The 22602-nt window shown below is 36.9% G+C and carries 17 protein-coding genes; 5 read left to right on the top strand and 12 right to left on the bottom strand.

Annotated features, from left to right (window positions below):
• Positions 1–23: 23 nt before the first annotated feature.
• The 3 genes from H6W52_RS05340 to H6W52_RS05350 form a co-directional block, all read right to left on the bottom strand.
• A complete protein-coding gene (locus H6W52_RS05340) occupies positions 24–2147 on the bottom strand; it encodes a cation:proton antiporter (protein WP_116096509.1) in 2124 nt (707 codons plus the stop codon).
• A 7-nt stretch (positions 2148–2154) separates the two neighbouring features.
• The gene (locus H6W52_RS05345; protein ID WP_087711404.1) at positions 2155–2721 is read right to left on the bottom strand and encodes a hypothetical protein; all 567 of its coding nucleotides are present in this window, start codon (positions 2719–2721) and stop codon (positions 2155–2157) included.
• Positions 2722–2812: 91 nt separating this feature from the next.
• A complete protein-coding gene (locus H6W52_RS05350) occupies positions 2813–3718 on the bottom strand; it encodes a DMT family transporter (RefSeq protein WP_116096507.1) in 906 nt (301 codons plus the stop codon).
• A gap of 145 nt (positions 3719–3863) precedes the next feature.
• Here H6W52_RS05350 and purE point away from each other — a divergent pair, with 145 nt between their 5' ends.
• Complete coding sequence (gene purE, locus H6W52_RS05355) at positions 3864–4367, top strand: 5-(carboxyamino)imidazole ribonucleotide mutase (RefSeq protein WP_116096505.1); 504 nt, start codon at positions 3864–3866, stop codon at positions 4365–4367.
• A gap of 90 nt (positions 4368–4457) precedes the next feature.
• Here the strand turns inward: purE and H6W52_RS05360 are convergent, their stop codons facing one another.
• From H6W52_RS05360 to ahcY, 3 genes are all read right to left on the bottom strand, one after another.
• Positions 4458–6023, bottom strand: coding sequence for a BspA family leucine-rich repeat surface protein (locus tag H6W52_RS05360; protein ID WP_116096565.1), 1566 nt, complete (start codon positions 6021–6023; stop codon positions 4458–4460).
• Between the two features lie 153 nt (positions 6024–6176).
• Positions 6177–6569 carry an inner membrane protein YiaA gene (gene yiaA / locus H6W52_RS05365; RefSeq protein WP_076396732.1) on the bottom strand — a complete coding sequence of 131 codons (393 nt, stop codon included), beginning with the start codon at positions 6567–6569 and terminating at the stop codon, positions 6177–6179.
• Positions 6570–6788: 219 nt separating this feature from the next.
• The gene (gene ahcY, locus H6W52_RS05370) at positions 6789–8102 is read right to left on the bottom strand and encodes an adenosylhomocysteinase (protein ID WP_116096503.1); all 1314 of its coding nucleotides are present in this window, start codon (positions 8100–8102) and stop codon (positions 6789–6791) included.
• A gap of 243 nt (positions 8103–8345) precedes the next feature.
• Here ahcY and H6W52_RS05375 point away from each other — a divergent pair, with 243 nt between their 5' ends.
• Positions 8346–8960 (top strand): 4'-phosphopantetheinyl transferase family protein, encoded by a 615-nt coding sequence (locus H6W52_RS05375; protein WP_087711396.1) that lies wholly within the window; start codon positions 8346–8348, stop codon positions 8958–8960.
• Here H6W52_RS05375 and H6W52_RS05380 read toward each other — a convergent pair.
• The 3 genes from H6W52_RS05380 to porU all read right to left on the bottom strand — a co-directional run bounded on the left by H6W52_RS05380 (position 8941) and on the right by porU (position 16794).
• Positions 8941–11223: an FUSC family protein gene (locus H6W52_RS05380; protein ID WP_116096501.1), complete on the bottom strand. Its 2283-nt coding sequence runs from the start codon at positions 11221–11223 to the stop codon at positions 8941–8943. The two genes, H6W52_RS05375 and H6W52_RS05380, sit on opposite strands and share 20 nt — an antisense overlap.
• A gap of 450 nt (positions 11224–11673) precedes the next feature.
• Positions 11674–12837, bottom strand: coding sequence for a type IX secretion system outer membrane channel protein PorV (gene porV / locus H6W52_RS05385; RefSeq protein ID WP_116096499.1), 1164 nt, complete (start codon positions 12835–12837; stop codon positions 11674–11676).
• 60 nt (positions 12838–12897) lie between these two features.
• Positions 12898–16794 (bottom strand): type IX secretion system sortase PorU, encoded by a 3897-nt coding sequence (gene porU, locus H6W52_RS05390; RefSeq protein WP_116096497.1) that lies wholly within the window; start codon positions 16792–16794, stop codon positions 12898–12900.
• 164 nt (positions 16795–16958) lie between these two features.
• On the opposite strand from porU, the gene gldJ reads away from it, so the two are divergent.
• Both gldJ and H6W52_RS05400 read left to right on the top strand, forming a co-directional pair.
• Positions 16959–18554 (top strand): gliding motility lipoprotein GldJ, encoded by a 1596-nt coding sequence (gene gldJ / locus H6W52_RS05395; RefSeq protein WP_116096495.1) that lies wholly within the window; start codon positions 16959–16961, stop codon positions 18552–18554.
• A gap of 64 nt (positions 18555–18618) precedes the next feature.
• A complete protein-coding gene (locus H6W52_RS05400; RefSeq protein WP_116096493.1) occupies positions 18619–19890 on the top strand; it encodes a UDP-N-acetylmuramoyl-tripeptide--D-alanyl-D-alanine ligase in 1272 nt (423 codons plus the stop codon).
• Here H6W52_RS05400 and H6W52_RS05405 read toward each other — a convergent pair.
• Complete coding sequence (locus H6W52_RS05405; protein WP_116096491.1) at positions 19883–20494, bottom strand: NUDIX hydrolase; 612 nt, start codon at positions 20492–20494, stop codon at positions 19883–19885. The genes H6W52_RS05400 and H6W52_RS05405 overlap by 8 nt on opposite strands.
• A gap of 40 nt (positions 20495–20534) precedes the next feature.
• On the opposite strand from H6W52_RS05405, the gene H6W52_RS05410 reads away from it, so the two are divergent.
• Positions 20535–20924 carry an SRPBCC family protein gene (locus tag H6W52_RS05410; RefSeq protein WP_116096489.1) on the top strand — a complete coding sequence of 130 codons (390 nt, stop codon included), beginning with the start codon at positions 20535–20537 and terminating at the stop codon, positions 20922–20924.
• Positions 20925–20960: 36 nt separating this feature from the next.
• On the opposite strand, the gene H6W52_RS05415 is transcribed toward H6W52_RS05410, so the two are convergent.
• Positions 20961–22004: an anhydro-N-acetylmuramic acid kinase gene (locus H6W52_RS05415; protein WP_116096563.1), complete on the bottom strand. Its 1044-nt coding sequence runs from the start codon at positions 22002–22004 to the stop codon at positions 20961–20963.
• Between the two features lie 4 nt (positions 22005–22008).
• Entirely contained in the window at positions 22009–22602 is a 594-nt protein-coding gene (gene lptC / locus H6W52_RS05420) for an LPS export ABC transporter periplasmic protein LptC (protein WP_087711381.1), read from the bottom strand.

Below are 22602 nucleotides of genomic sequence, written 5' to 3' on the forward strand. Positions count from 1 at the left end.
ATTAAATACATAATTGTCGGCTCCTACTTAAATATCTTCTTAATCACATTTCCGATTTCCATAAAATCATCATGATTTCCTACGGAACGTTTTTCCACATCATTTTCATCAAATTCGGAGAACGGAAAAATCAAAAGATAATTATTATTGCGAAGATTTCGGTTCAAAAGTTCCGGAATCAGCCTCATCTGCGGAATGTAGGACTTCATGCCTCTTTTTGCCATAAAAACAATTAAAGCTTCATCTTCTTTAAGTTCCGCAGCGGTTTTTTCGCCGTCTTTCCAAGAATTCATAATAATAAATTCCGCTTCAATATTGGCTTTTTTAATAATTTTCTGAAGGATATCCAGAATAATTTCCGAAGCATAAAAAACAATGGTCGCGCCGGAGTTTCTGGCAATATTCCATACCCTTAAAAGCGCATGAAAGAAACCTGCTTCTTTATGAGCATTTTCGGGAATCATCACCGCATATTTTTTGATGGTCGACAAAGGCTGTGCAGCGTGATACACCAAAACATTAACGTGGTCGTTCTGAAGATAGCCGTTGTAAAGATTGTACACAAAAGAAGGGGAAAAACCTTTTTCATCTTCCAGTCCGATGATGATATCGGTGATATTCTGCTCTTTAATAACGTTATTCACTCCATTGATGACATCGTTATCGTATCTTTTCAGTGGCTGAATTTTCACATCCGCAGCAGCAGCCGTATCTGTAGCGCTGTGCAGCAGTTTTTCGGCATTTTTTACAGAAGATTCATTTTTATCTTCGTTAATGACGTTCAGCGCAAATATATTTTCTGTGTTGGAATGGGCTTTAATTAAAATTCCCAAATTCACCATTCTTTCGACGGTGGCTTCATAATTTAAAGCTAAAAGAATATTTTCCTCTTCATGCGTATTTCCGGAAACTGTATCTTCATTGTCCTGTTCCGCTATTTTCTGTGCACTTGCCATCGAAACAAAAGATGATATCGTACATGAAATCAGAATCAGCAGAATACTTCCGTTCAGAACGTGCTCATTTAGTAATCTGATCGGTTCTCCCGTTTCCGTTTCCGAAAGGATAATATTATAACCTACCATTACTGAAGCTAGTGTTGCCGCTGCCGAAGCCGAACTCAGCCCGAAAATCAGCTTTCCTTCTTCTTTCGTAAGCCTGAATGTTTTCTGTGTAGCTACCGCCGAAAGATATTTTCCGCCAATTGAAGCTAAAAGCATAATTCCGGCTACTTCCAGTGTTTCCCAGCTTTTAAAAAAGACTTTGAAATCAATCAGCATTCCTACACTGATCAGGAAAAAAGGGATGAAAATTGCATTTCCCACAAATTCTACACGGTTCATCAGTGATGACGTGTGAGGAATCAGCCTGTTTAAAGCCAATCCTGCAAAGAACGCTCCGATAATGGCTTCAACTCCTGCCAATTCTGCCAGTAAAGCGGCGAGATAGATCATCACCAAAACAAAAATATACTGCGAAATTTTATCATCTACTTTTTTGAAAAACCAACGTCCGATCATGGGGAAAATCAGCAAAACAATCAGTCCGAACACAACGAATGAGACTGAAAGTTTCACCCAGAATTCTGTGCCGACATCACCCTGCGACATTCCCACAATTACGGCAAGAACCAAAAGCGCAAGAATATCCGTAATCATCGTTCCGCCCACCGTAATATTTACTGCAGGGTTTTTGGCAATTCCCAACTTGCTGATCAAAGGATAGGCAATTAATGTGTGTGACGAGAATAAACTGGCAAAGAGAACAGACGTAAGGACAGAAAAATGCAGAATATAATAGGCGCCGAAATATCCTAAAACAAAAGGCACAGTAAAGGTATAAATTCCGAAAGTGAGACTTTTCCATTTATTTTTTTTGAAATCACCCATGTCTATTTCCAGTCCGGCAAGAAACATGATGTAAAGCAGTCCTGTAGTTCCCGTCACTACAATGCTGCTGTCTCTCGCTAAAACATTAAAACCGTTCGGACCGATAACGGCACCTGCAATAATCAGCCCCAATAAATGAGGTACTTTTATTTTATTTAAAAGCAAGGGTGCGGCAAGAATAATAATTAAAACCAGAAGAAATTTAAGTACCGGGTCTTCGATGGGAAGACTCAGGTTGTGTATGCTCAGTAAAGTCATTATGTGTTTATTTGGTGGAACGGATTAGTTCTACAGAGAATTTTGCCATACAGTTGTTGTCTACTGCAATGGTTCTTGTACCTCTAATTTTATTGGCTGAAAAATCATTGAGAAGCACATTCATTTCGACCTGTTTTTTCGAAGTAGAATCTGTTTTAAAAGTAAGCTTTGCCTCGTTGTTTTCAAATTTTCCGGAGTAAAGTCTTACCAGATTATTGTTATTGATGATCTTAGTAACCAACTGGATAGAATCGCTGTCGAATTCCCACGTATCGGTACGCTGATCTCCGACTACATAATCGCTGCAGTTGGATTCTGTACAGACCACTTTTCCCGTCCAGGATCCGGCAATTTCAGCAGGCCAGACCACAATTTTCACAGAATCTTTTTTAGCAAAAATACTGTCTCTCATTTTTAAAAGAGACTGATATTCAGATTCTTTCTGGGCGAATGATTTTTCTTTTTCCAGTAATTGCTGCTCTCTTAAAGTAAGGTCATTTTCCTTTTTTCTATTGTCGCAGCTTGTTAAAAGCAGAAGAATAGCAGAAACTGCAAATAAGGCGTTTTTTATCATATTGAATAACTTGGTGAAAACAATATAGGAAAAAAAACGGAAAGATTAAAGTCTGTATTTTTGTCTGAACAGTAATAATTCAGACTAATTTTTATCCGATTCGTTGTTTTTTGAACATTTCTCTGTTGTAATTAATAACAAAAACACCCAAAATGATCAATATTGCTGCAATGATAAATTTAGCTGAAATTTCTTCATTAAGGATCAGCCAGCTTAAGAAAATGGAAATAATGGTATTGATATATGCTAGAATAGAAACCTGAACCGGAGAAACCTTGGTTAAAGCATAATGATAAGCAAAAAAAGCTGCAACCGAGCCAAAAAGCGAAAGATAAAGCATTGCGGAAATACTTTTTACAGACCAGTTTTCGAAGTTATAATTTTCACTGAAAAGTAAAGCAAAGATGATCTGAATGATCCCTGCAAATGCAAACTGATAGAAGAGGTTCAGCGAAATATTCTTACTCTGAATATTCATTTTTTTAGTAAAAATTGTTCCTGAAGCCCATCCTGCAATGGCAAAGAGTAAAAGGAGAATCCCAAATCTGTAATCCGGATTGGCTAAATCGTTAATACCGTCCCAGAAGATGAATAAAATGCCTCCAAAACACATGAAAAGACCGACCATTGCACGAATTGTGAATTTCTGCAATCCGATGGCAACACTTCCCAAAAATACGACGATGGGTGAAGTGGCACTGATTAATGAAGTTAAACTGCTGGTTAAGGTTTCTTCAGCAACGGTAGTAAGTCCGTTTGCCATAATCACCATCAGTGAAGAAAAAATAAGCTGATATCCCAGGTTTTTCCAGCCAATCCATTGGAACTGTTTTCTGTACAGTAAAATCAAAAGCATGATAACTGCTGCCAGAAACTGACGGATCCCCGCAACAAACCAAGCCGGAATGGTTTCAACAGCAACACGGATCGATAAAAATGTGGTTCCCCATACAACAGCAACGGTGAAAATGGCAAGAGTAAGCTTAAAATCTTTCAAAATGGTGGTCTTAGCGGCAAATATATTCAATAAAAAGCTGATTCAAAAGCTTTCTTAATCTTCATTGTTATTGCTGAACAACTTTTACGCCTTTTTGCATGAGGTTTTTTAATTTTTTATCTTTGAGCATCTAATAAATTGAAAAATGGTAGGAATAATAATGGGAAGTCAGAGCGACTTACCGATCATGGAACAGGCAGCGAATTTTTTAAAATCTTTAGACATTCCTTATGAACTGACGGTAGTTTCTGCCCACAGAACACCGGAAAGAATGTTCGACTATGCAAAAACAGCTAAAGAAAGAGGCTTGAAAGTAATTGTTGCAGGAGCGGGAGGAGCAGCCCATCTTCCGGGAATGGTAGCAAGCTGTACAACTTTACCTGTGATCGGAGTTCCGATTTTATCGAGCAACTCTATTGATGGTTGGGATTCTGTATTATCAATTCTTCAGATGCCGGGCGGAATTCCTGTAGCTACAGTTGCTTTGAACGGTGCTTTGAATGCGGGGATTTTAGCTGCAAAAATTATCGGAAGCTCCGATGAAACCGTTGCTGAAAATCTTCAGATATATCAGGAATCTTTAAAAGAAAAAGTTCTGGGAACAGTGGATGCTATCAAAGCACAGCACCCAAATCATTTTGATAAATAATTTACTGTAAATGATCGATTAATTATTTTGAGCAAATTTAAAATACAGATCATTTACAGATTAGAATACAGCCTCACGTTTGTGAGGTTTTTATTTTTTAATGAATTTAAATGACTGACTTTTTCCTTTGGAATTGATCTGTAATACATAATTTCCGGCAGTTAAAAAATCAATATTAATTTCGCCGTTGGTTAAAATTCCTCTTGCAGCGATTCTTCCGCTTTGTTCGAAGATGGTATAATTTTTAGCATCAGATGTTTTAACGAAAATAAAGTTTGTTGCCGGATTTGGATAGATCTCTTCTTTATCTCTTTGGTTTTTGATGTCTAAAGTGCCCAGAAAGTTGCACTCAGATGCAGAATCTCCTGTTATCGTCCAGCCTTTACCGATAAGAATATTTCTTTCACCAGCCACTGCGCCGGAGTAGGTAAGCGGACTTAAGCTTTGTAAAAATACATTGTTTGCGGTGTTCGGATTATGAGCCCAGCCGTAAAGAATATTGCTGTAGTTTTCACAATTGATGCCTGAATTATAAAACATATTATTTCCTGAAGCAAGAACCGGGATGTTCCATGAATGTAAACTTTGGTTAAAACTTGTGGCTTCAGTAAACATGGTATTCATATCCGTAACTTTACTGGTATTCCATACATTAATGGTCTGGTTGAAGGCAGAGCAGCCGTGGAACATATGTCCCATATTTATAACATTCGATGTATTCCACTGATCGAGAGGCTGATTGAACGCAGGATTGAAATGAAACATGAAGGTCATATTGGTAACCTTTGATGTATTCCAGTTGTTCATTGGCTGATTATAGGCTTGTGTTTCGGCAAACATATATGCCATATTTGTCACCTTCGAAACATTCCAGTTGTTTAAATTCTGGTTGAAGGCCTTTCTTCTGGTAAACATATAACTGAGATCTTCGGCTGAAGATAAATTCCATGATCCTATCGGTGCATTGAAAGATTCAATCAACGGAAAGCCTATTGGTGGCGTAGAAATATACCCGAACATGTATTTAAAATTCTGGATGGTAGACGTGTCCCAGTTTGCCATCGAAGGAGCGCCTTTAAAATTATAAGCATTGTTGAACATCATTGAAACGTCTGTTACATTTGAAAGATCCGGAGAATCTGTTGCGGTAAGTTCCATATTCATGCACTGCGCAAAAGCATTATTCATAGAAGTCCACTGGATGTTTCCCCATTGTTCAATCTCTACAATTTTATTGGTACTTCCCGAAGTTGAAATTACTGGAATATCAGCAATAAGGCTTGAAGAGATTACATTTTTTCCGAATTTTATCTGTCTGAAAGTTCCGTTTCCATTGGATACTTTTACTCTGTATTTAGCTTCTGCCGCATTAGGATTGAGAGGAGTTCCGAAATCTATAAGAATACGTTCGGTTGAAATTACGTCATTCATCGTTCCTGTGTGCGATGGAAAACCAACTTCTTCCCAAACAATTTTATAATTTTCCCCGATTCCCGGAAACCAGATCTGTCCGTCTCCCGCTGTTGAAGGCATTACAGGATTCAGTAGATTATGGGATGAGGTATTGGGCTTCCAGATCGTAATGAATTCATTCTGCGCATGAACTGTCTGAAGTAAAAGCATGAAAAGATTGGCGGTTATTAGTTTTTTAATCATGTTAATTTTTTGTGAATTAATTTTTTGTAAAAGTAATGAAATAATTAAAAATTTCATTAAAAATCATATTTTAATGAAAAATATTAACAAAATATTTTTTTCGAAAGATGTAGTATAAAAAAACTCTCCGAATTTGGAGAGTATAATCATTTTTTATTCCTGAAGCATATTGTCGCGCGTATTTTTCTGTACCGCAATGGCTCCGAAAAGTGCCAGTAAAAAGGCAAATCCGTAGAAGCCTTTTTCACTCGGAAGAATGGTGGCATTCCATAATCCGATTGCCAGTAACACAATGGAGGAAAGGGTAGCAAACCAACAGATTCCATAGTAGATATCAGTTACTTTGATGTTTTCCAGCCTGTCACGCACTGCTTTCTGCAAAGAAACCACGGCAAACAGTCCGTACAGAAGAATCGTGAAATAATATCCTTTCTCATTAAGCTGCATTTCCGCTCTCGCTAAACCTACGATAAAACCAATCATTCCGGCTCCTAAAGCAACCCAAGATGCCGCGACAAATGCAGTTGATACATTTTGCTTTTTCATGTTTAATGTTTTTGTTAAAGGTTTCAAAGATATTAATTTAAATTAAATGTGAACGACAACTTAAATGATTAAATTTTATTGTCTGGAATTTAAATTTATTGGATGAAAAGTAATTATTTATTGGTTTTTGGTCTTTCCGGCGGCGAAGCCGCCGCCGGAAAGACCAAAAAAAACTCTCCTTTTTGGGAGAGTTTCAATATATAAAAGCAGATATGCTTATTAGTATCTGTAATACTCAGGCTTAAATGGACCTTTCACATCCACACCGATATATTCAGCCTGCTCAGGAGAAAGAGTTTCCAGTTCAACGCTTAATTTCTTAAGGTGAAGAGCTGCTACTTTTTCATCCAGATGTTTAGGCAACATATATACTTCGTTTCCGTAAGCTTCAGAGTTGTTCCAAAGTTCAATCTGAGCCAAAGTCTGGTTAGAGAAAGAGTTAGACATTACAAAACTTGGGTGTCCTGTTGCACATCCCAAGTTTACCAGTCTACCTTCCGCAAGAATAATCACTTCTTTACCTTCTACCGTGTAGATATCAACCTGAGGTTTTACTTCAGATTTTGTGTGACCGTAGTTGTCGTTTAACCAAGCCATATCGATTTCGTTATCGAAGTGTCCGATGTTACAAACGATCGCTTTATCTTTCATTTTAAGGAAATGTTCACCTCTTACGATGTTGAAGTTACCTGTTGTTGTAATGATGATATCTGCGTTATCCACTACAGTATCCAATCTTTTTACTTCGTAACCGTCCATTGCAGCCTGAAGCGCACAAATTGGATCAATTTCAGTAACTGTAACAATAGAACCCGCTCCTCTGAAAGAAGCAGCAGTACCTTTACCTACATCTCCGTATCCGCAAACTACCACTCTTTTTCCGGCTAACATAACGTCTGTAGCTCTTCTTACAGCGTCTACTGCAGATTCTTTACATCCGTATTTGTTGTCGAATTTAGATTTCGTTACAGAATCGTTTACGTTGATGGCAGGCATTACCAAAGTTCCGTTCTTCATTCTTTCGTACAATCTGTGAACACCTGTTGTAGTTTCTTCAGAAAGACCTTTAATTCCCGCAGTAAGTTCAGGGAACTTATCAAACACCATATTGGTTAAATCACCTCCGTCATCAAGAATCATGTTCAATGGTTTTCTGTCTTCACCAAAGAAAATAGTCTGCTCAATACACCAGTCAAATTCCTCAGCGTTCATACCTTTCCAAGCGTAAACCGGAATTCCTGCAGCAGCAATAGCAGCAGCAGCGTGATCCTGTGTAGAGAAAATATTACAAGAAGACCATGTAACTTCAGCACCTAAAGCTACCAGTGTCTCAATAAGTACAGCAGTCTGGATCGTCATGTGAAGACATCCTGCGATTCTTGCACCTTTTAATGGTTGAGATGGTCCGTATTCTTCACGAATTGCCATCAAACCAGGCATTTCCGCTTCAGCAAGGGTAATTTCTTTTCTTCCCCATTCTGCAAGGGAGATGTCCTTAACTTTATAAGGCATGTATTGTGTTGTAGTACTCATATGAATGAATAAGTTTTAATTCAATTGATAATGTGCAAAATTACAATTAATAATTTAGATAAAAAAACATACTTCTGTCAAGAATTATATGATATTAAGCATATTATAACGATTTTTATTGCATTTTAGATAACAACATTTAAGATAATAGATAATATAAATCTGAATTTAATAATTTTGAATACTTCTGAATTCAAAATACGATTCATAAGAAATTGTTATTTTAGCAAAATAATTCAATACATGCCACTTTACCGCGATTTTTCTGATGATAATGCTACAATTCTCGTATGGAAATATGATGAAGATGAAACACTGGATATTCATGAACTTCTGGAACCCGAAAATGCCGATAAAGTAAAAGATTATCATCCCAAAAAATTACTGGAGGTTTTAATGGTGCGTAAATTATTAAAAAGCCTAAAACCTGATTCCAAGATTTTATATAAAGAAAGAGAACCATTTTTATCTCCGAAAGATGCGGAAATATCCATTACGCATTCATTTCCTTTTGCAGCCATCGCTATTTCAAAGAATAAAATAGGAATAGATATTGAGAAATTTAATCCTAAAATTTTAAGGGTCATTGATAAATTCACCTACGAAAATGAACGCGGATTTATTCCATCAGACAATGAAGTGACTTTTTACACGATTATTTGGAGCGTTAAAGAAAGTATGTATAAAATTCATCATTCCAAACACTGGTCGCTGAAAAAGCATTATGAAGTGAAGCCTTTTGAACTGAAATACCTTCATCACATCAAATGTAGGGTTCATGATGATAAAATCTCAGATGAATTCAAAGCAAGGGTAGAATTTTTTGATGATTACTGCTTTACGATTGTCGAAGAATAGAATTGTTCTTTTCAACAGAATCTGTTTCATTCCGGTATTTTTCAATTACTTTTCGCTGTTCTTTGGCAACGTCGAAGATCAGTTCCAGAACATCGTGAATATTTTTTAGCTCCGTTAAATGCGAAATTTTGTTCGGATCTCTCAAATCATAGGCTTCATTTTCTGTAAGCTCGGTTTTTCGCTTTAAAATTAGATCTTCCAAAGAGGAATCTTCAGGTTCTATGCGGCTTTCCTTTTTTAATTCTTCGGTTATAGTATCTCCATGTAAAAGAATGGAAACTTTCTGCATTTCGGCTTCTATTTTTCGGCTCCAGCTTTCGGCGTCAATTTCAGGATACTTTTCGTCATCCTTTACATATTGGGAAAGGGAAGCGGTATAGGCGGTGATAAGGTGTGAAGTCGCTACAAACTGATGCACTACTTCCAGTTTTTTCTGCTGATTTTTAGGATCGGAAATCATTCTCTGGAAATTGTCAGAAAGATTTGCTAACGAAATAATAGCGTTTTTACGTTTTACTTTATAATCTTCAAGATCATATTTTTCTTCCAGAAACTTGGAAATTACACTTTGGAAATAACTGAGATTGGCTTCCGCAGATTTCTTCATCAGATCCAGATTTTGGGTATGCTCCCAAACCGGAAGAACGATGTAGGCAACCAGAGAAGTAATTATGGCTGCAATAATGGTATCTACAATTCTGTCTTTAAAAATGATGTTGACTTTTCCGGGACTTAAAAAATTAAAGCTCAGAAAAATATAAATCGTCATAAACAGAACTGCCCAGAAATATTTTCCCTTCAGAAAGCTGAAACACATAATCATGCTTAATAAAAGTATGGTAAATAAAACTTCGTTAATGTGGATGAAATGCAGAATTCCATAGGCAATTACAGCTCCGGCAACAGTTCCGTATAAACGGAGCAGATTTCTCTGTTTGGTAATGGAGTAGGCGGGTTTTAAGATCGCAACAATGGTAATTAAAATCCAATAGGTGTGTCCGATTCCTAAAAACTGGAATAATGAAAATAGGTATCCCAATAATAACGCAATCGTAATTCTCAACGCATGTCTGAAATGAGATGACGAAAGTGAAATATTGTTTCTTAAAACTCTGAAATTCAGTTTTTCCTCATTGGGCATGAATTTTTTAAGATCCAGACCAGTGGAAAGACTTTTTGCAAGCTTTACATTCTGGGAGAAAACTTTATAAATCTCATCAATTTCTTTGGTGATTTCGTTAATGCGCATCAGAATCTGGCGCAGCACCATGAAGTTTTCGAAATTTTCGGGAGATATTTTTTTGTTTCTGAGATCGAAATAATTATGATTTAGATTGCTCAGTTCTGTATCTAAATTAAATAACGGTTTTGCTTTTGTCCCGATTTGCAGGGCGATTCCGATGTTGGTAATTTCTTCGGCAAGCAGATTAAGATAATCATGAATATCCACAAGAATAGTGGTGTCGTCAAAAATCTGCTGCAATTTCTGATAATCACTTTCTGAAGTCATCAGTTTTTCATGTAGATCCATAGAATTCAGGAACATCAACATCAGTAAACGGCTTGTTGTAGTAGATTCATTTACGATGGTTCTCGTCTTGAAAACCGTTTCCCGGGTTTCTTCCTGAAGGTTCTTGATCCCGATCTGTTTGGCGATAACCTGTGTAGTCAGTTTGTCAAAATCCGGATTTTTCTGATAATAATTGGCTTTGATTTTTAAAAATTCGGCTAATTGAAGGTAATTTTCTCCAATCATCTGGCTTGCCAGTTTGTAAGGCTGAATGGTCGTTACGACAAGAAATATCAATAAAAACCAAGTACATCCGGAAGCAAAAATCAGTAAACTTTTGAAAATATTGGTTCCGGTTAAATGTCCGTCGATGAAAATCGCAAGAACAACCAATGATAAAGAACCAACGGCAGCTAATCTCTGTCCGTAAACTCCGATCAGGGAAAAGAACATTCCAAAAATTATAATTTCTGCAAAAACCAGAATTTTAAAGTTCATCACAAGGCTTGCAATCGTTGCAACGAATACAAAGCAGAATATGGCAAACGTTAATGCATTTCTTCTTCTGATGAAAGGTCCCGGCTGATCTGTTAAAGCAACAAAGCTGGTTCCGAGCGGAAATAGAAAATATTCTTTCAGAATCCCAAAGTGGGCGAGAACAAGACAGGGCAGAACGGTAGCCAGTGTAATTCTGATCGCAGAATATACATATTGACTGGTTACGAATTTTTTGAGTTCTGCAGAGTAGTTCATGCTACAAAAATAAGAGTTAAATGTGAATTGTGCGTTTTACTTTTTAAGTGAATTATTAAATTTTTGAAAAATCTCAAGATGTGAATCGTCAATTTTACTTCACCAGTTAAATGTGAATTTTTCATAGATAGGAGCTTTGTGATTCCCCTCCTTTGGAGGGGTGGCAAAAATTCGTAAGAATTTTTGACGGGGTGGTCTTTATATATCCAATATGTATTATAGTATGAGCTTGTCATTATTCCGAAATATTGAAATCACATACAAAAACCTAGCCGTGATAGCAGCGGTTAACCCACAGCAGAAATGGGAAAGGGGAGGGATTGAGATTGGCGGGCGCAGGAGCGAGGAGTATGAGCGGATAGCACGAAAAAGCTCCTGAAAAAGAAGTAGAGTTCTAAAAACAAAAAAGTCCCATAAATTATGAGACTTTTGTATGGTATGTTTCAGATTTTAATTATCTACGTTTGAGGTTTCATCACCGATGTTCCATGTAAGTCCGAAACGAAGGGTGTTATCCAAAGCGGTATTAATTTTAGACATATTGATCAGGTAAGAAACGTCCAGACCGAAAGAACGGTATTTTAATCCGATACCCGCAGTTGCAAACTGTCTTGCTCCCTGTTCTTCACTTTCGTGGAAGTAACCTGTTCTTACAGAAAATGCATTGTCATAAGAATATTCTAATGCACCGCTCATCATGATGGAGTTTTTGTTTTTGAAGGATTTTCCGATTCCTGCCATTACACCAACGTTCGGAACCTGATAGATCGGCTGTCTTGTGTTCGGGTCAATTCCTGCATATTCTGAACCAGGAACTAAGATTTTTGAACCTTCAAAGCTTAATCCCACTCTGTTCATATCATCAAGATACATATCGTAACCAAGTCCTAATCTAGCCATAGTTGGAAGGTAAGATCTGGAATCTTCGTTTCCTGTGTAATCCAGCTTCGGACCTAAGTTCTGAACCGCAAAACCGGCGTTGATTTTTCCGTCCATTCCTCCTAAACTTGAAAATCTCGGAGAGGTATAATATCCTGAAACATCTACCGCAAAAGAGTTTGCCGGTTTAAGCGTAGTATCTGTGTTGAATCCTCCGGCTAAGTCTGAACGGATGTATCTCCCAGTAACCGCCATGGAATAAGAATCGGATAGTTTAAGACCATAAGCTACATCGATGGAGAATTCGTTTGGTTTTGATGTTCCCATGGATGTTACTTCGTTTCCTACTAACTGAGTAAGATCTACTTCTCCCATATTGAAGTAATAAATACTTGCAGAGATGGTAGATCTTTCTTCCTGCCCTAAGAATTTGTGGAAGGCTCCGTATAATAAAAACACATCATTGGTAAGTTTTCCCATGTAAGGCGTGTAGTTTAACCCTACGGAAGAACTCGATCTGCTGAAAGGATATTTCGCTGCATTCCAGAATTGTGAAAAAGCATCCGGCGAGGTTACCACACCCTGATCTCCCATACCTCCGGCTCTTGCATCTGGTGCGATTCTTAAGAAAGGAGCTCCGGTTAATACAGGTCTTACCAGGCTTAAATCTTGAGAATAGCCTAAAAAACCAGCACTTAACCCAATTCCTAAAAGCAGTTTAGTAGTTAAATTCATATGTTGTCTTTTATATATTATCAGTTTTTTGTTAATATTATTACTGTTATCGTTTTAAATTTATTTCAAAAGTACCATTTTTTCTACAGCCGTAGCACTTCCTTTGCATTTTTCTTGATTTTGACTTTTTGCAAATATCTTAAAAATATACGTACCTTTTGCTACTGTTGCCCCAAAATCGTCTCTTCCGTCCCATTCTATTGCCTGACGTGGCGTTCTAAAGCCCTGTAGGAAAGGTTCTGCAACCACAGGCTGCGATAAAGTTCTTACCAATTTTCCTGTAATTGTATAAATCTGAACGTTTACATCCAGAATATCGTCGCAATTATGCTCAAACTGAACATACGTTTTGTTCGTAAACGGATTCGGCCAGTTCAGAGGTCGGTTAATTACCAAATGCTGATCCGCTTCATCCTTAACTTCAAAATTTAACGTAGCAGTTGTAGAATTATTGTTTATGTCCCAAACTTTAAATGTTAACTGGTGTTGTCCCACCGCAAGATTTCTGAAAGGATACGTTACATTTCCTTTCTGATAGTCTGCTAAACTAGGGCTTAAACATCCGTTTCCTTCACCTGAAGCATAAAAATCATTCAGTACAATTGTATTGATAATTTGTCCGTCCAAATATACTGTAATATCGTGACCAATACCAGAACCTGTGGAATTAATTCCTGTATCATCCGTAACGCAAGCCAGTAACATCGGGTTCTGGTCTGTGATACCGCCGTCTGCGAAGTTGGTATTGTTCATATACAGTTTTACTTTTGGCGGTTCGTTATCATTAATTCCGTTCGGATTGATATCTCCCACCTGAACCGGCTGGTTGTTGAATACATCAGAAGATTTATTATCTGCATATCCTAAAATTCTGCCTGTACCCACTGCGTAGTTGATGTCTTTCGGAACATAAAATTCTACAGTGAAAACTCCGTTTACAGCGGTTCCGGAAGCTTTTACAATAGCACTTCCTTCCTCGGTGTACTGAAGAACCGGAGTTAATCCTCCGTCGTTATTCAATGTAGTTTTGTTTAATCTTTTATCAAAAATATTAATGACCACTCTTCCGTTGAACGTTGTATTTACCGTTCCGTTCGGATTATTGATGTGTCCTTTTACTTTTACAAAATCCAATCCTCTGATTAATCCCGGAACCGGAGTTTCAATATTATCAATAACCAATAATCTTTTCGGTCTGGTCAGTTTCATTGCAGGATCTCCTAGGAAATTAACCTTTAAATGTTCTGAAGAAGCTCCTCTCTGTTTTTTTGCATTCAGATGGGCATATCCTAAAGTATCGAAGTCATCGTTGGTAAGTTTAAAGATATTTTGCGTAAAAAGGTTGGTAAAGTCTACTCCATAACCTACGTCGATTGCACGGCTAGAAGTAATCATTGTTGCAGGACCTCCCTGTTTAAGCTTCATAAACTGTTCTCCTGCGGAAGAAACGTCAGGATCATCCCAAAGTGTGAACTCGCAGGTAATTGTAGATACAAACGGAAATCTGCTGTACACATTAGAGAAATTATTTGCATTCTGAATTTCAGATAATGTTAAAACTCTTTCCTGTGCCCATCCGTTGATTCCTCCGTGTCCGAAATAGAAAAGATAAAGGCTGTTTCCGATATCATTGGAGATCGCCTGGTTTACCTGAGGATATCTTTGTCCTCCCGCTGTACTTTGTGCCTGAAAAGCATCAAGGTAAAGTTTTCTTACGTTATACTCTTTAAGAGTCGTATTATTTTGTTCAAAAACCGTTACAAGAGAATTATTCATTACGGTATGGAAAGGGGGACCTCCGTCGTTATCATCATCCACAACAAAATCCAGTTTCATTTTCCATTCTCCGAAAGGCGTAGACTGACCGGATAAACTGTTATAATAAGCTAAAGTCTTATCAATCATATTGGAAGCTTCCGTTGCATTGGCAGCCGGAATTCTGCCCACAGGAAGATCTGGAAGATTAAAATCGATGTAGCTTACAGTCTGTGGTTTTGTCATCACAATATAATCATCAGTAACGAATGATCTTATCACATCCTGAGAAATTTCACTCTGATAGCTGGATACGATATTGTTATTACCTGGGATTCTGTTCTTATAATCAAATGAGGTATCTCCCAAAATAAATACATATTTCAATGTTCCAAGTGGAGTATTTAGCTTCGTTACAAAATCTCTGATCGCCGTAAGATCTTTGCTGCCGCTTCCGAATTCATTATAGATTTTCTCTGTATCTACCACCTGTACATTATAATTGTTTTTGGTCTGGTGATAGTTGGCAATTCTTTGTGCCTGTCCCAACATTTCAGGAGTTGTGATAATTAGATAATCCACATTTTCCAATGCAGAGATATTCTGGTTATTAATTCTTCCTACAAATGAAGGACTGAATGCCGCATCCGCTCTGAAAGCTACAAATTCATTATTGAAGTTCAGATTAGATGCTGTATAAGCAAAATTAAATGATGCACTTCCTGCTGCTTTATTTACCCTTCTGTTGGCGTTGGTAATATCCGTAACGTCCCAGATCTGCTCTGCCGCAGAAGCGTTGGAAAGACTGAAACCATAAGTGGTATTGCTTCCGGTAACCAGAGAAAAATCACGGAAACTCATCTGAGTACCGTTGAAGCTTAAATTATCTTTATATTGTACCTCAAAATAATCCGGATAGAAAGTTCCGTTCGGATTCAGGGTAATATCAGGTTTCATATTGATGGTAATCTGATTTCCGCTTAACCCGGATATGACTCCCGAATAATTCATAGGATAAAATTCATATGTTGAACTCAGATCCGGAGTAGGAACCGTAAAAGGAATCGGATTTTGATTATTGATGTTATAAAGCAATTTGTTCTTTTGAGATTTATAGCCAATAACCTGTGCTTTATAGCGGATATCATCACCAGACTGAATAGGAGAGGCTGTCGTAAAAGTAACCGTTTTGTCTGTTACAAAAGGAGTATCTTCCACCCATGTTCTTCCTACTCTCATCAGGTTTTTCTGGTCTACATTAATTACCTGATAATTATCAAATCTTGTGATAAGAGGAGTAGCAGGTAAATTAACATCTACCGGCTGAACCCTCTTTCCGGGACCTTTATCAAAATTGATGAAGTAATAAGAATAATCTTCATAAATATTCTTCAGGTTTTCACTCGGATATGTTCTGGATTCAATTCTTTTAATACCGTTTCCGTTCGAATTATTGTATAAATTGTAGCCATTCGGACCCTGTGCGTAGAATAAAGCATAATCATTATCATTCCATACACCGTCGTCTTCTCCCACTACCTGAATCGCGTTTTCCTGAAGAGCACTGTATCTTGCGTCCTGATTGTTTTCAGGTAGCATGATTCCGCCGTTTCCGTAAATTCTGAAATTTTTAGGGTTTACAGAAGAAGGATTGATGCCGTTATCCTGCAAAAACTGTCGGGTTATTTTAAATATTCCGGATTTATCAACTCTTATTTTATAAAAAGTTCCTGATGATAAAGGATTATTTGTAGTTCCTAATTTTAAGGTATTTCCATAACTGTTGGAAACATTCGTCTCCGAAAGTTCAAATGAAGACAATCTTTGGATTTGCCCTTTTACATTTTTAAAAAGAGACACATTGGCGCTTGCATATCTTGCTCCGTCGGCATTATAATAAACTACATCTTTTATCTCCTGATCCGTAATAAGATCCTTGCTTAATGAAAACAACTCCCTTGCAGAAACATTTTCCCAGACAGGATTAGAAACTTTTAACTGGTTTTCGCCAACTTGTTGTTTAGTTGTGATAAAAATGTTATTTTGGCTGAATAAAAATCCCTGATTTTTAAAATTTGGGAGATTGAGTTTTGTCTCACCAAAGTCTCGAATTTTAGCACCATCCCATTCGATAGTGATCCTTTGAGCCCAAAGTGTTGATACAAAGCTTAATAAGAATAATAGAGAAATTTTTTGTTTCATGTTTACTATTGAAATTTCTGAATTACAAAATAAATGAAAATTTTATAATTAAATTGTGATACAATAAAATTAATTTGTTAACGTTTTTCAAAAAAATCAACTCTTTACTTGATTTATTGAATAATTTATTTTTTCTTTGTACTTTGAAAATATTTATATCGACTATGAAAAAACTAAAGTTGTTTTCATTAATAGCATTAAGTTCTACACTTGCATTAACCAGTTGCGGAGGATCTAATAATGGCGGCGGTACTAAAAAATTTGTCAGCAAAACAGGTTGGAAACCAAACGAGAAACAAGGTTGGTTTTTTGCAGGAAAGCAACAAAAACAAAAAGGTTGGCCGGGAATGGTATATGTAGAAGGTGGAACTTTTACAATGGGATTAGTGAAAGATGATGTTATGCACGATTGGAATAACTCGCCTCGCAGAATGCAGGTAAGTTCATTCTTCATCGGGGAAACTGAAATTACTAACTACGAATACCGCGAATACCTTACATGGTTGAAGTACGTATTCCCACCAAGCGATCCAAGCTTTAAGGAAATCTACAACGGTGCGTTGCCGGATACCTTATTGTGGGACAACAAATTATCTAGAAATGACTACAACGAGACGTATTTCCGTGCTCCTGAATTCGATTACTATCCTGTAGTAGGAGTGTCTTGGACTCAGGCAAACAGATACTGCGAATGGTTGTCAGACAGAGCGAACGAGAAAGCTTTAATGCAAGCCGGTATCATTGCGAAAGATTTGTATATCAACGAATCTAATAACCAAGGTGGAACAGCATTCAACATGGATAAATTCAAATCGAATGATCCTGAAATGCAAGGTTACATCAATGAAAAAAGAATGCAGCAGAAAACAGGTTTGAAAACTACAAACCAGAGATTGTTAGCTGCAAACAGAGCTCCGAACGCTGCAATGGTAACGAAGTTCAGACTTCCTACAGAAGTTGAATGGGAATATGCAGCTTTAGGTATGGCTAAAAACAGAGAGTACAATCAGTATATGGGTAAAAAACCTGAAATTGAAAAACTGAGAGGTACTAAAGGAAGAGAAAAAGGAATGTTCCTTGAAAACTTCAAAATGGGAACAGGAGATTACTCAGGTATTGCTGGCTGGAAAAACGACGGTTCTGCAAGAACTTCAGACGTAAGACAATTCCCTTCTAACGATTTAGGAATCTACGGAATGTACGGTAACGTTGCAGAATGGACTGCCGATGTTTACAGACCAATCATCGATGAAGATTTCAGTGACTTCAACTACTATAGAGGAAATATGCCGCAGGCTATCGTAAGAAACGGAGACGGAACTTACAAAATGGTAGACGAAAGCAGTATTAAATATGACACTTTAGCTGATGGAAGATTAGTTTACAGAAACTTGCCGGGTCAGTACGAAAGAGAAACAATCGCAGATTACAGAAACTACAGAGATGGTGACAGAATGTCTTCTTTAGACTACAGAACTGCATCAGATTCTGCTACTTCTTACGATATGTACAACTCTCCGAAATCTAGATTTATTGTAGATGCTCAGGGTAAAGTAGTATTGCAAAAAGACAGAAAAGAAAGAACTTCTGCTGTTACTAATGACGTAAGAGTTGTAAAAGGAGGTTCTTGGCAGGATACTGCATACTGGTTAGATCCGGGACAGAGAAGATACAAGTCTCAGGATAAAGCTTACGGATGGATTGGATTCCGTGTAGCTCAGGATGCGAGAGCCAACGAAAAAGGTAGAACAAGAAGATAATATTTATCAAAATAATTTTCAAAAAACCCTCTGGAATTCTGGAGGGTTTTTTTATTTTTGAACTATGAATACAGAACAGTTTTATCCGCTATTTTTACAAGCAGAAAAAGTTACCATCGACAGTCGAAAAGTAGGAAAAAATGATATTTTCTTTGCTTTTTCAGGAGAAAATTTCAATGCAGCAACTTTGGCCGAACAGGCAGTTGAAAATGGTGCTTTAGCCGTGATTGTTGAGCAGCAGGAATTTGAAAATAAAGAAAAAAATATTTTCTTCGTTCATTCTACACTGGAGTTTTTGCAGCAGCTTGCCATTCATCACAGAAAACAATTGCAGATTCCTATCATCGGTTTAACAGGAAGTAACGGAAAAACGACAACAAAAGAAATCATTCATGCAGTTCTTTCCGAAAAATTTAATGTACAGTATACCTCTGGAAATCTTAATAATCACATCGGAGTTCCTTTAACACTTCTTTCCATTAAACCGGAACATGAAATGGCCGTTATTGAAATGGGAGCCAATCATCAAAAGGAAATTACTCTTTTAAGTTCCATTTCTCAGCCGGATTTCGGATATATTACCAACTTCGGAAAGGCACATCTGGAAGGTTTCGGAGGATACGAAGGAGTAATTAAAGGAAAATCTGAGCTGTACGACTATCTTAAAGATCATAAAAAAACGATCATTGTTAACGAAAATGATCCTGTTCAGGTTGAAAAAACTGAAAATTATTCACCAAAAATTACTTTCGGAAAAGAAGATTCAGATTATCAGTTTGAATTATTTTCAGAAGAAAACTTTGTAGGTCTTAAGTATAAAGATCATAAAGCAGTTTCAAAGCTTACCGGAGAATATAATTTCACTAACCTTTGCGCGGCGGCGAGTTTAGGTCTTTACTTCGGAATCGATTTTGAGAACATTAAAAATGCCATCCAAAATTACACGCCCACCAATATGCGTTCCCAGATTGTGAAAAAGGAAGGGAAAACATTAGTTTTGGATACCTATAATGCTAATCCGAGTTCTATGACTGCTTCTTTGCACAATTTCATTAACTTTGAAGGTTCAAAAACGATTATTATAGGCGATATGTTGGAATTAGGAGAAGAAAGTACGGTAGAACATCAAAATATTTTAAAAATAGCGCATGATTTGGGTTTCAACGAAATCATTACCGTTGGAAAACATTTTAAAGCAGTAAATAATTCTTCAAAATCTTTTGAAAACACAGCAGAGTTAGTAGAATATCTCAGTTTAAACAAACTAAAATCTGAAAACATCTTGTTAAAAGCCTCCAGAGGAATTTCACTGGAGAAAGCGATTGATTTTATTTAGCCTTCGTATTCCAGAATTCTTTTACAATCAGCTTAATATTTTTAAATGTGCTTGGGAAAACCTCATCTTCGATCTGGGTGGTGTTTTTCCAGGCAACCTCCGTAATCCCTTCTTCAATCTGAGGTTTTGAAGTATCTTCTCCATCGAAATTCATTTCAAACCAGTGCGTACATTTCAAAACTTTATCGCCGTTTCTTTCAATATAAATATGATAGGTTGTATTGATAAACCTTACCAGTTCTACATTAGAAAGTCCGGTTTCTTCTTCAATTTCACGTACAGCAGACTCTTCCCGGGATTCTCCTTTCTCCATTTTACCTTTCGGAAGATCCCATTTTCCTAATCTTTTAATGAAAAGAATTTCACCGTCAGGATTATTTACAATTCCTCCCGCTGCTTCGATAATTCTGAACAGCTTTTGAAATTCTGCCCATATTTCATCGATATTCTCGCCGAAAACATTCAATTCTTTCACCGATGTATTTTCCAGAAGATCCAAAGCGATTTCCAGGCTTGTGACGTTTTCGTATCCAAGCGTTTTTTCTAAGTTTTCAGATTGCTTAGACAACAGTAATTTTTTTTCGTTCACAAAAACTTTATACATATATTTGTAAGAATTAAGAATTTAAATACAAAAATAAAAAATGAATTTAGAAGGACGAAAGATTATTGTCAATAAATCATCTAAAGACTTGGTAGAAATCCTGAAATCGCCGGAAAATTACAAAGATTTCATGCCGGATGGTCTTCAGAAATTTGAAACGAGAGAAGATGGATTTAAATTCGGGTTGCAGGGAATGCCGGAAATTGCTTTGAAAATTGATGAAGTAACCGATGAAAAAGCAGTGTTGAAGTCTGCGAGTTCAAGCTTAGATTTTTCTTTAACAGCGGCTTTAAACCCTCTAAATGAAAATCAGACCGAAGTTCAGATGCTGTTTGAAGGAAAATTCAACCCGTTTATTAAAATGATGGTAGAAAAACCTCTTCAGAATTTCATTAATACACTTACCGATAAGATCGAAGTTTACAAATAAAACGAAAACCTTCAGCAATGAAGGTTTTTTTATGCTTTAAACAATGATTCCAGAACTGTGATCCTGCAAACTTCCCGTTGCAGAAGACAGAACATTAATTTCATTATTGTACCTTAAAACTCCCATGAATGCAAAGATTAAAGCCTCTTTGAAATCAATAATCTCTTTTTCAGGAATAATAATTTCAGCGTTGGTTTTGGCTTTTATCTTTTCAGTTAAATATTGATTATACGTTCCGCCACCTGTGAAAAGTACACTTTTTAGCTTATAAATATTGAAAATTTTAGAAATCTGTTCTGCAGTATGCTCTGTAAAGGTTGCCATTATATCTGCCGTTTCAATATCTCCAAAAAGAGGAAAAATATTCTCGTTACACCATTCAATTCCCAATGATTTTGGATGAGACTGGCTGTAAAAATCCAGCGAATTTAATTTAGACAGTAAATTCTTATTAATTTTTCCTATTCTCGCTAAATCACCGTCTTCGTCGAAATTTTTATTGAATTTCTGAGCCAATTTATTCAGGATAATATTGACCGGAGCAACATCAAAAGCTATTCTTTTCTCCCCAATTTTCATTGAAATATTAGAAAATCCGCCAAGATTAAGACAGGCGTCGTATTCCGAAAACAATAATTCATCACCAATCGGGACAAGCGGCGCGCCATTTCCGCCCATCAAAACATCCTGACTCCTGAAATCGTAAACCACAGGCAAATTTGTTTCGAGCTTAATTGCTCTTCCGTCGCCGATCTGTAAAGTAAATTTTTTCTGAGGCTGATGAAAAACCGTATGACCGTGAGAAGCAATCAGATCAACCGTTTTTATCTGATGCTTTTCGATAAAGTTTTTAACAGATTTCCCTAAATAAAAACCATATTCCGAATTCAGTTCCAGCAGTTCTTCCGCAGAAAGGTGAATAGAGTCTCTAAGCTTATCTTCCCAGTTTTTAGAGTAGGGAAGGGTTTCTGCTTTCAGTATTTGGAATGTCCATTGATCCTGTTTTTCAAATCTGGCAAAACAGATATCCAGTCCGTCTAAACTTGTTCCGGACATCAATCCGATTGCATGAAAAACCATCTGATTATTTCTTGTTTTGAGAAATTTCAGGCGCCGCAAAATCTCCTGAATTCTGGAAGAAAACATATTCGGAAAAATCATCTTTTGCACGCATTCCGTGTGCGCCGATCAGCGTACTTCCGTCTTTTCTCGTTACATACACTGTATCTTTGGTGTAGATATTCTTCTTTACCTGATCCCAGTAAATGCTCTGCATAGCAAATTTATCGCCTTCATTGGTGGTAATTCTTACGTTTCCTTTTGCTTCGTAAAACTTTTTGTAATCGTAGAATTTAGCATATTTAGCCTTAATTGTTCCTGGGATTTTCGGCTTTTTCTTGTCGAAAAACTGAATGTCAATTCCCTTCCTTGCAACCGTATAAGGACTGTCGATCAGCTCATACTTTTCAATGATCGGAGCTTTTGCCCTCATCGTCACAAAACCGGAATCTCTCTGGATGATATTTGCATTATTAATGATCTGTGAAGGGAAATTTTTGCTTTGTTTGCCTTTATTTTTCGTAAGATCTTCTTCACAGGAAGTTATCACAAAAAATATAGCACAACTAAAAAGGTATGCTATATTTTTTTTATATGATATGTTTCTAAATAACTTCAT

This window comes from Chryseobacterium sp. C2(2020) (assembly GCF_014218915.1).
Lineage (GTDB): Bacteria > Bacteroidota > Bacteroidia > Flavobacteriales > Weeksellaceae > Chryseobacterium > Chryseobacterium mucoviscidosis.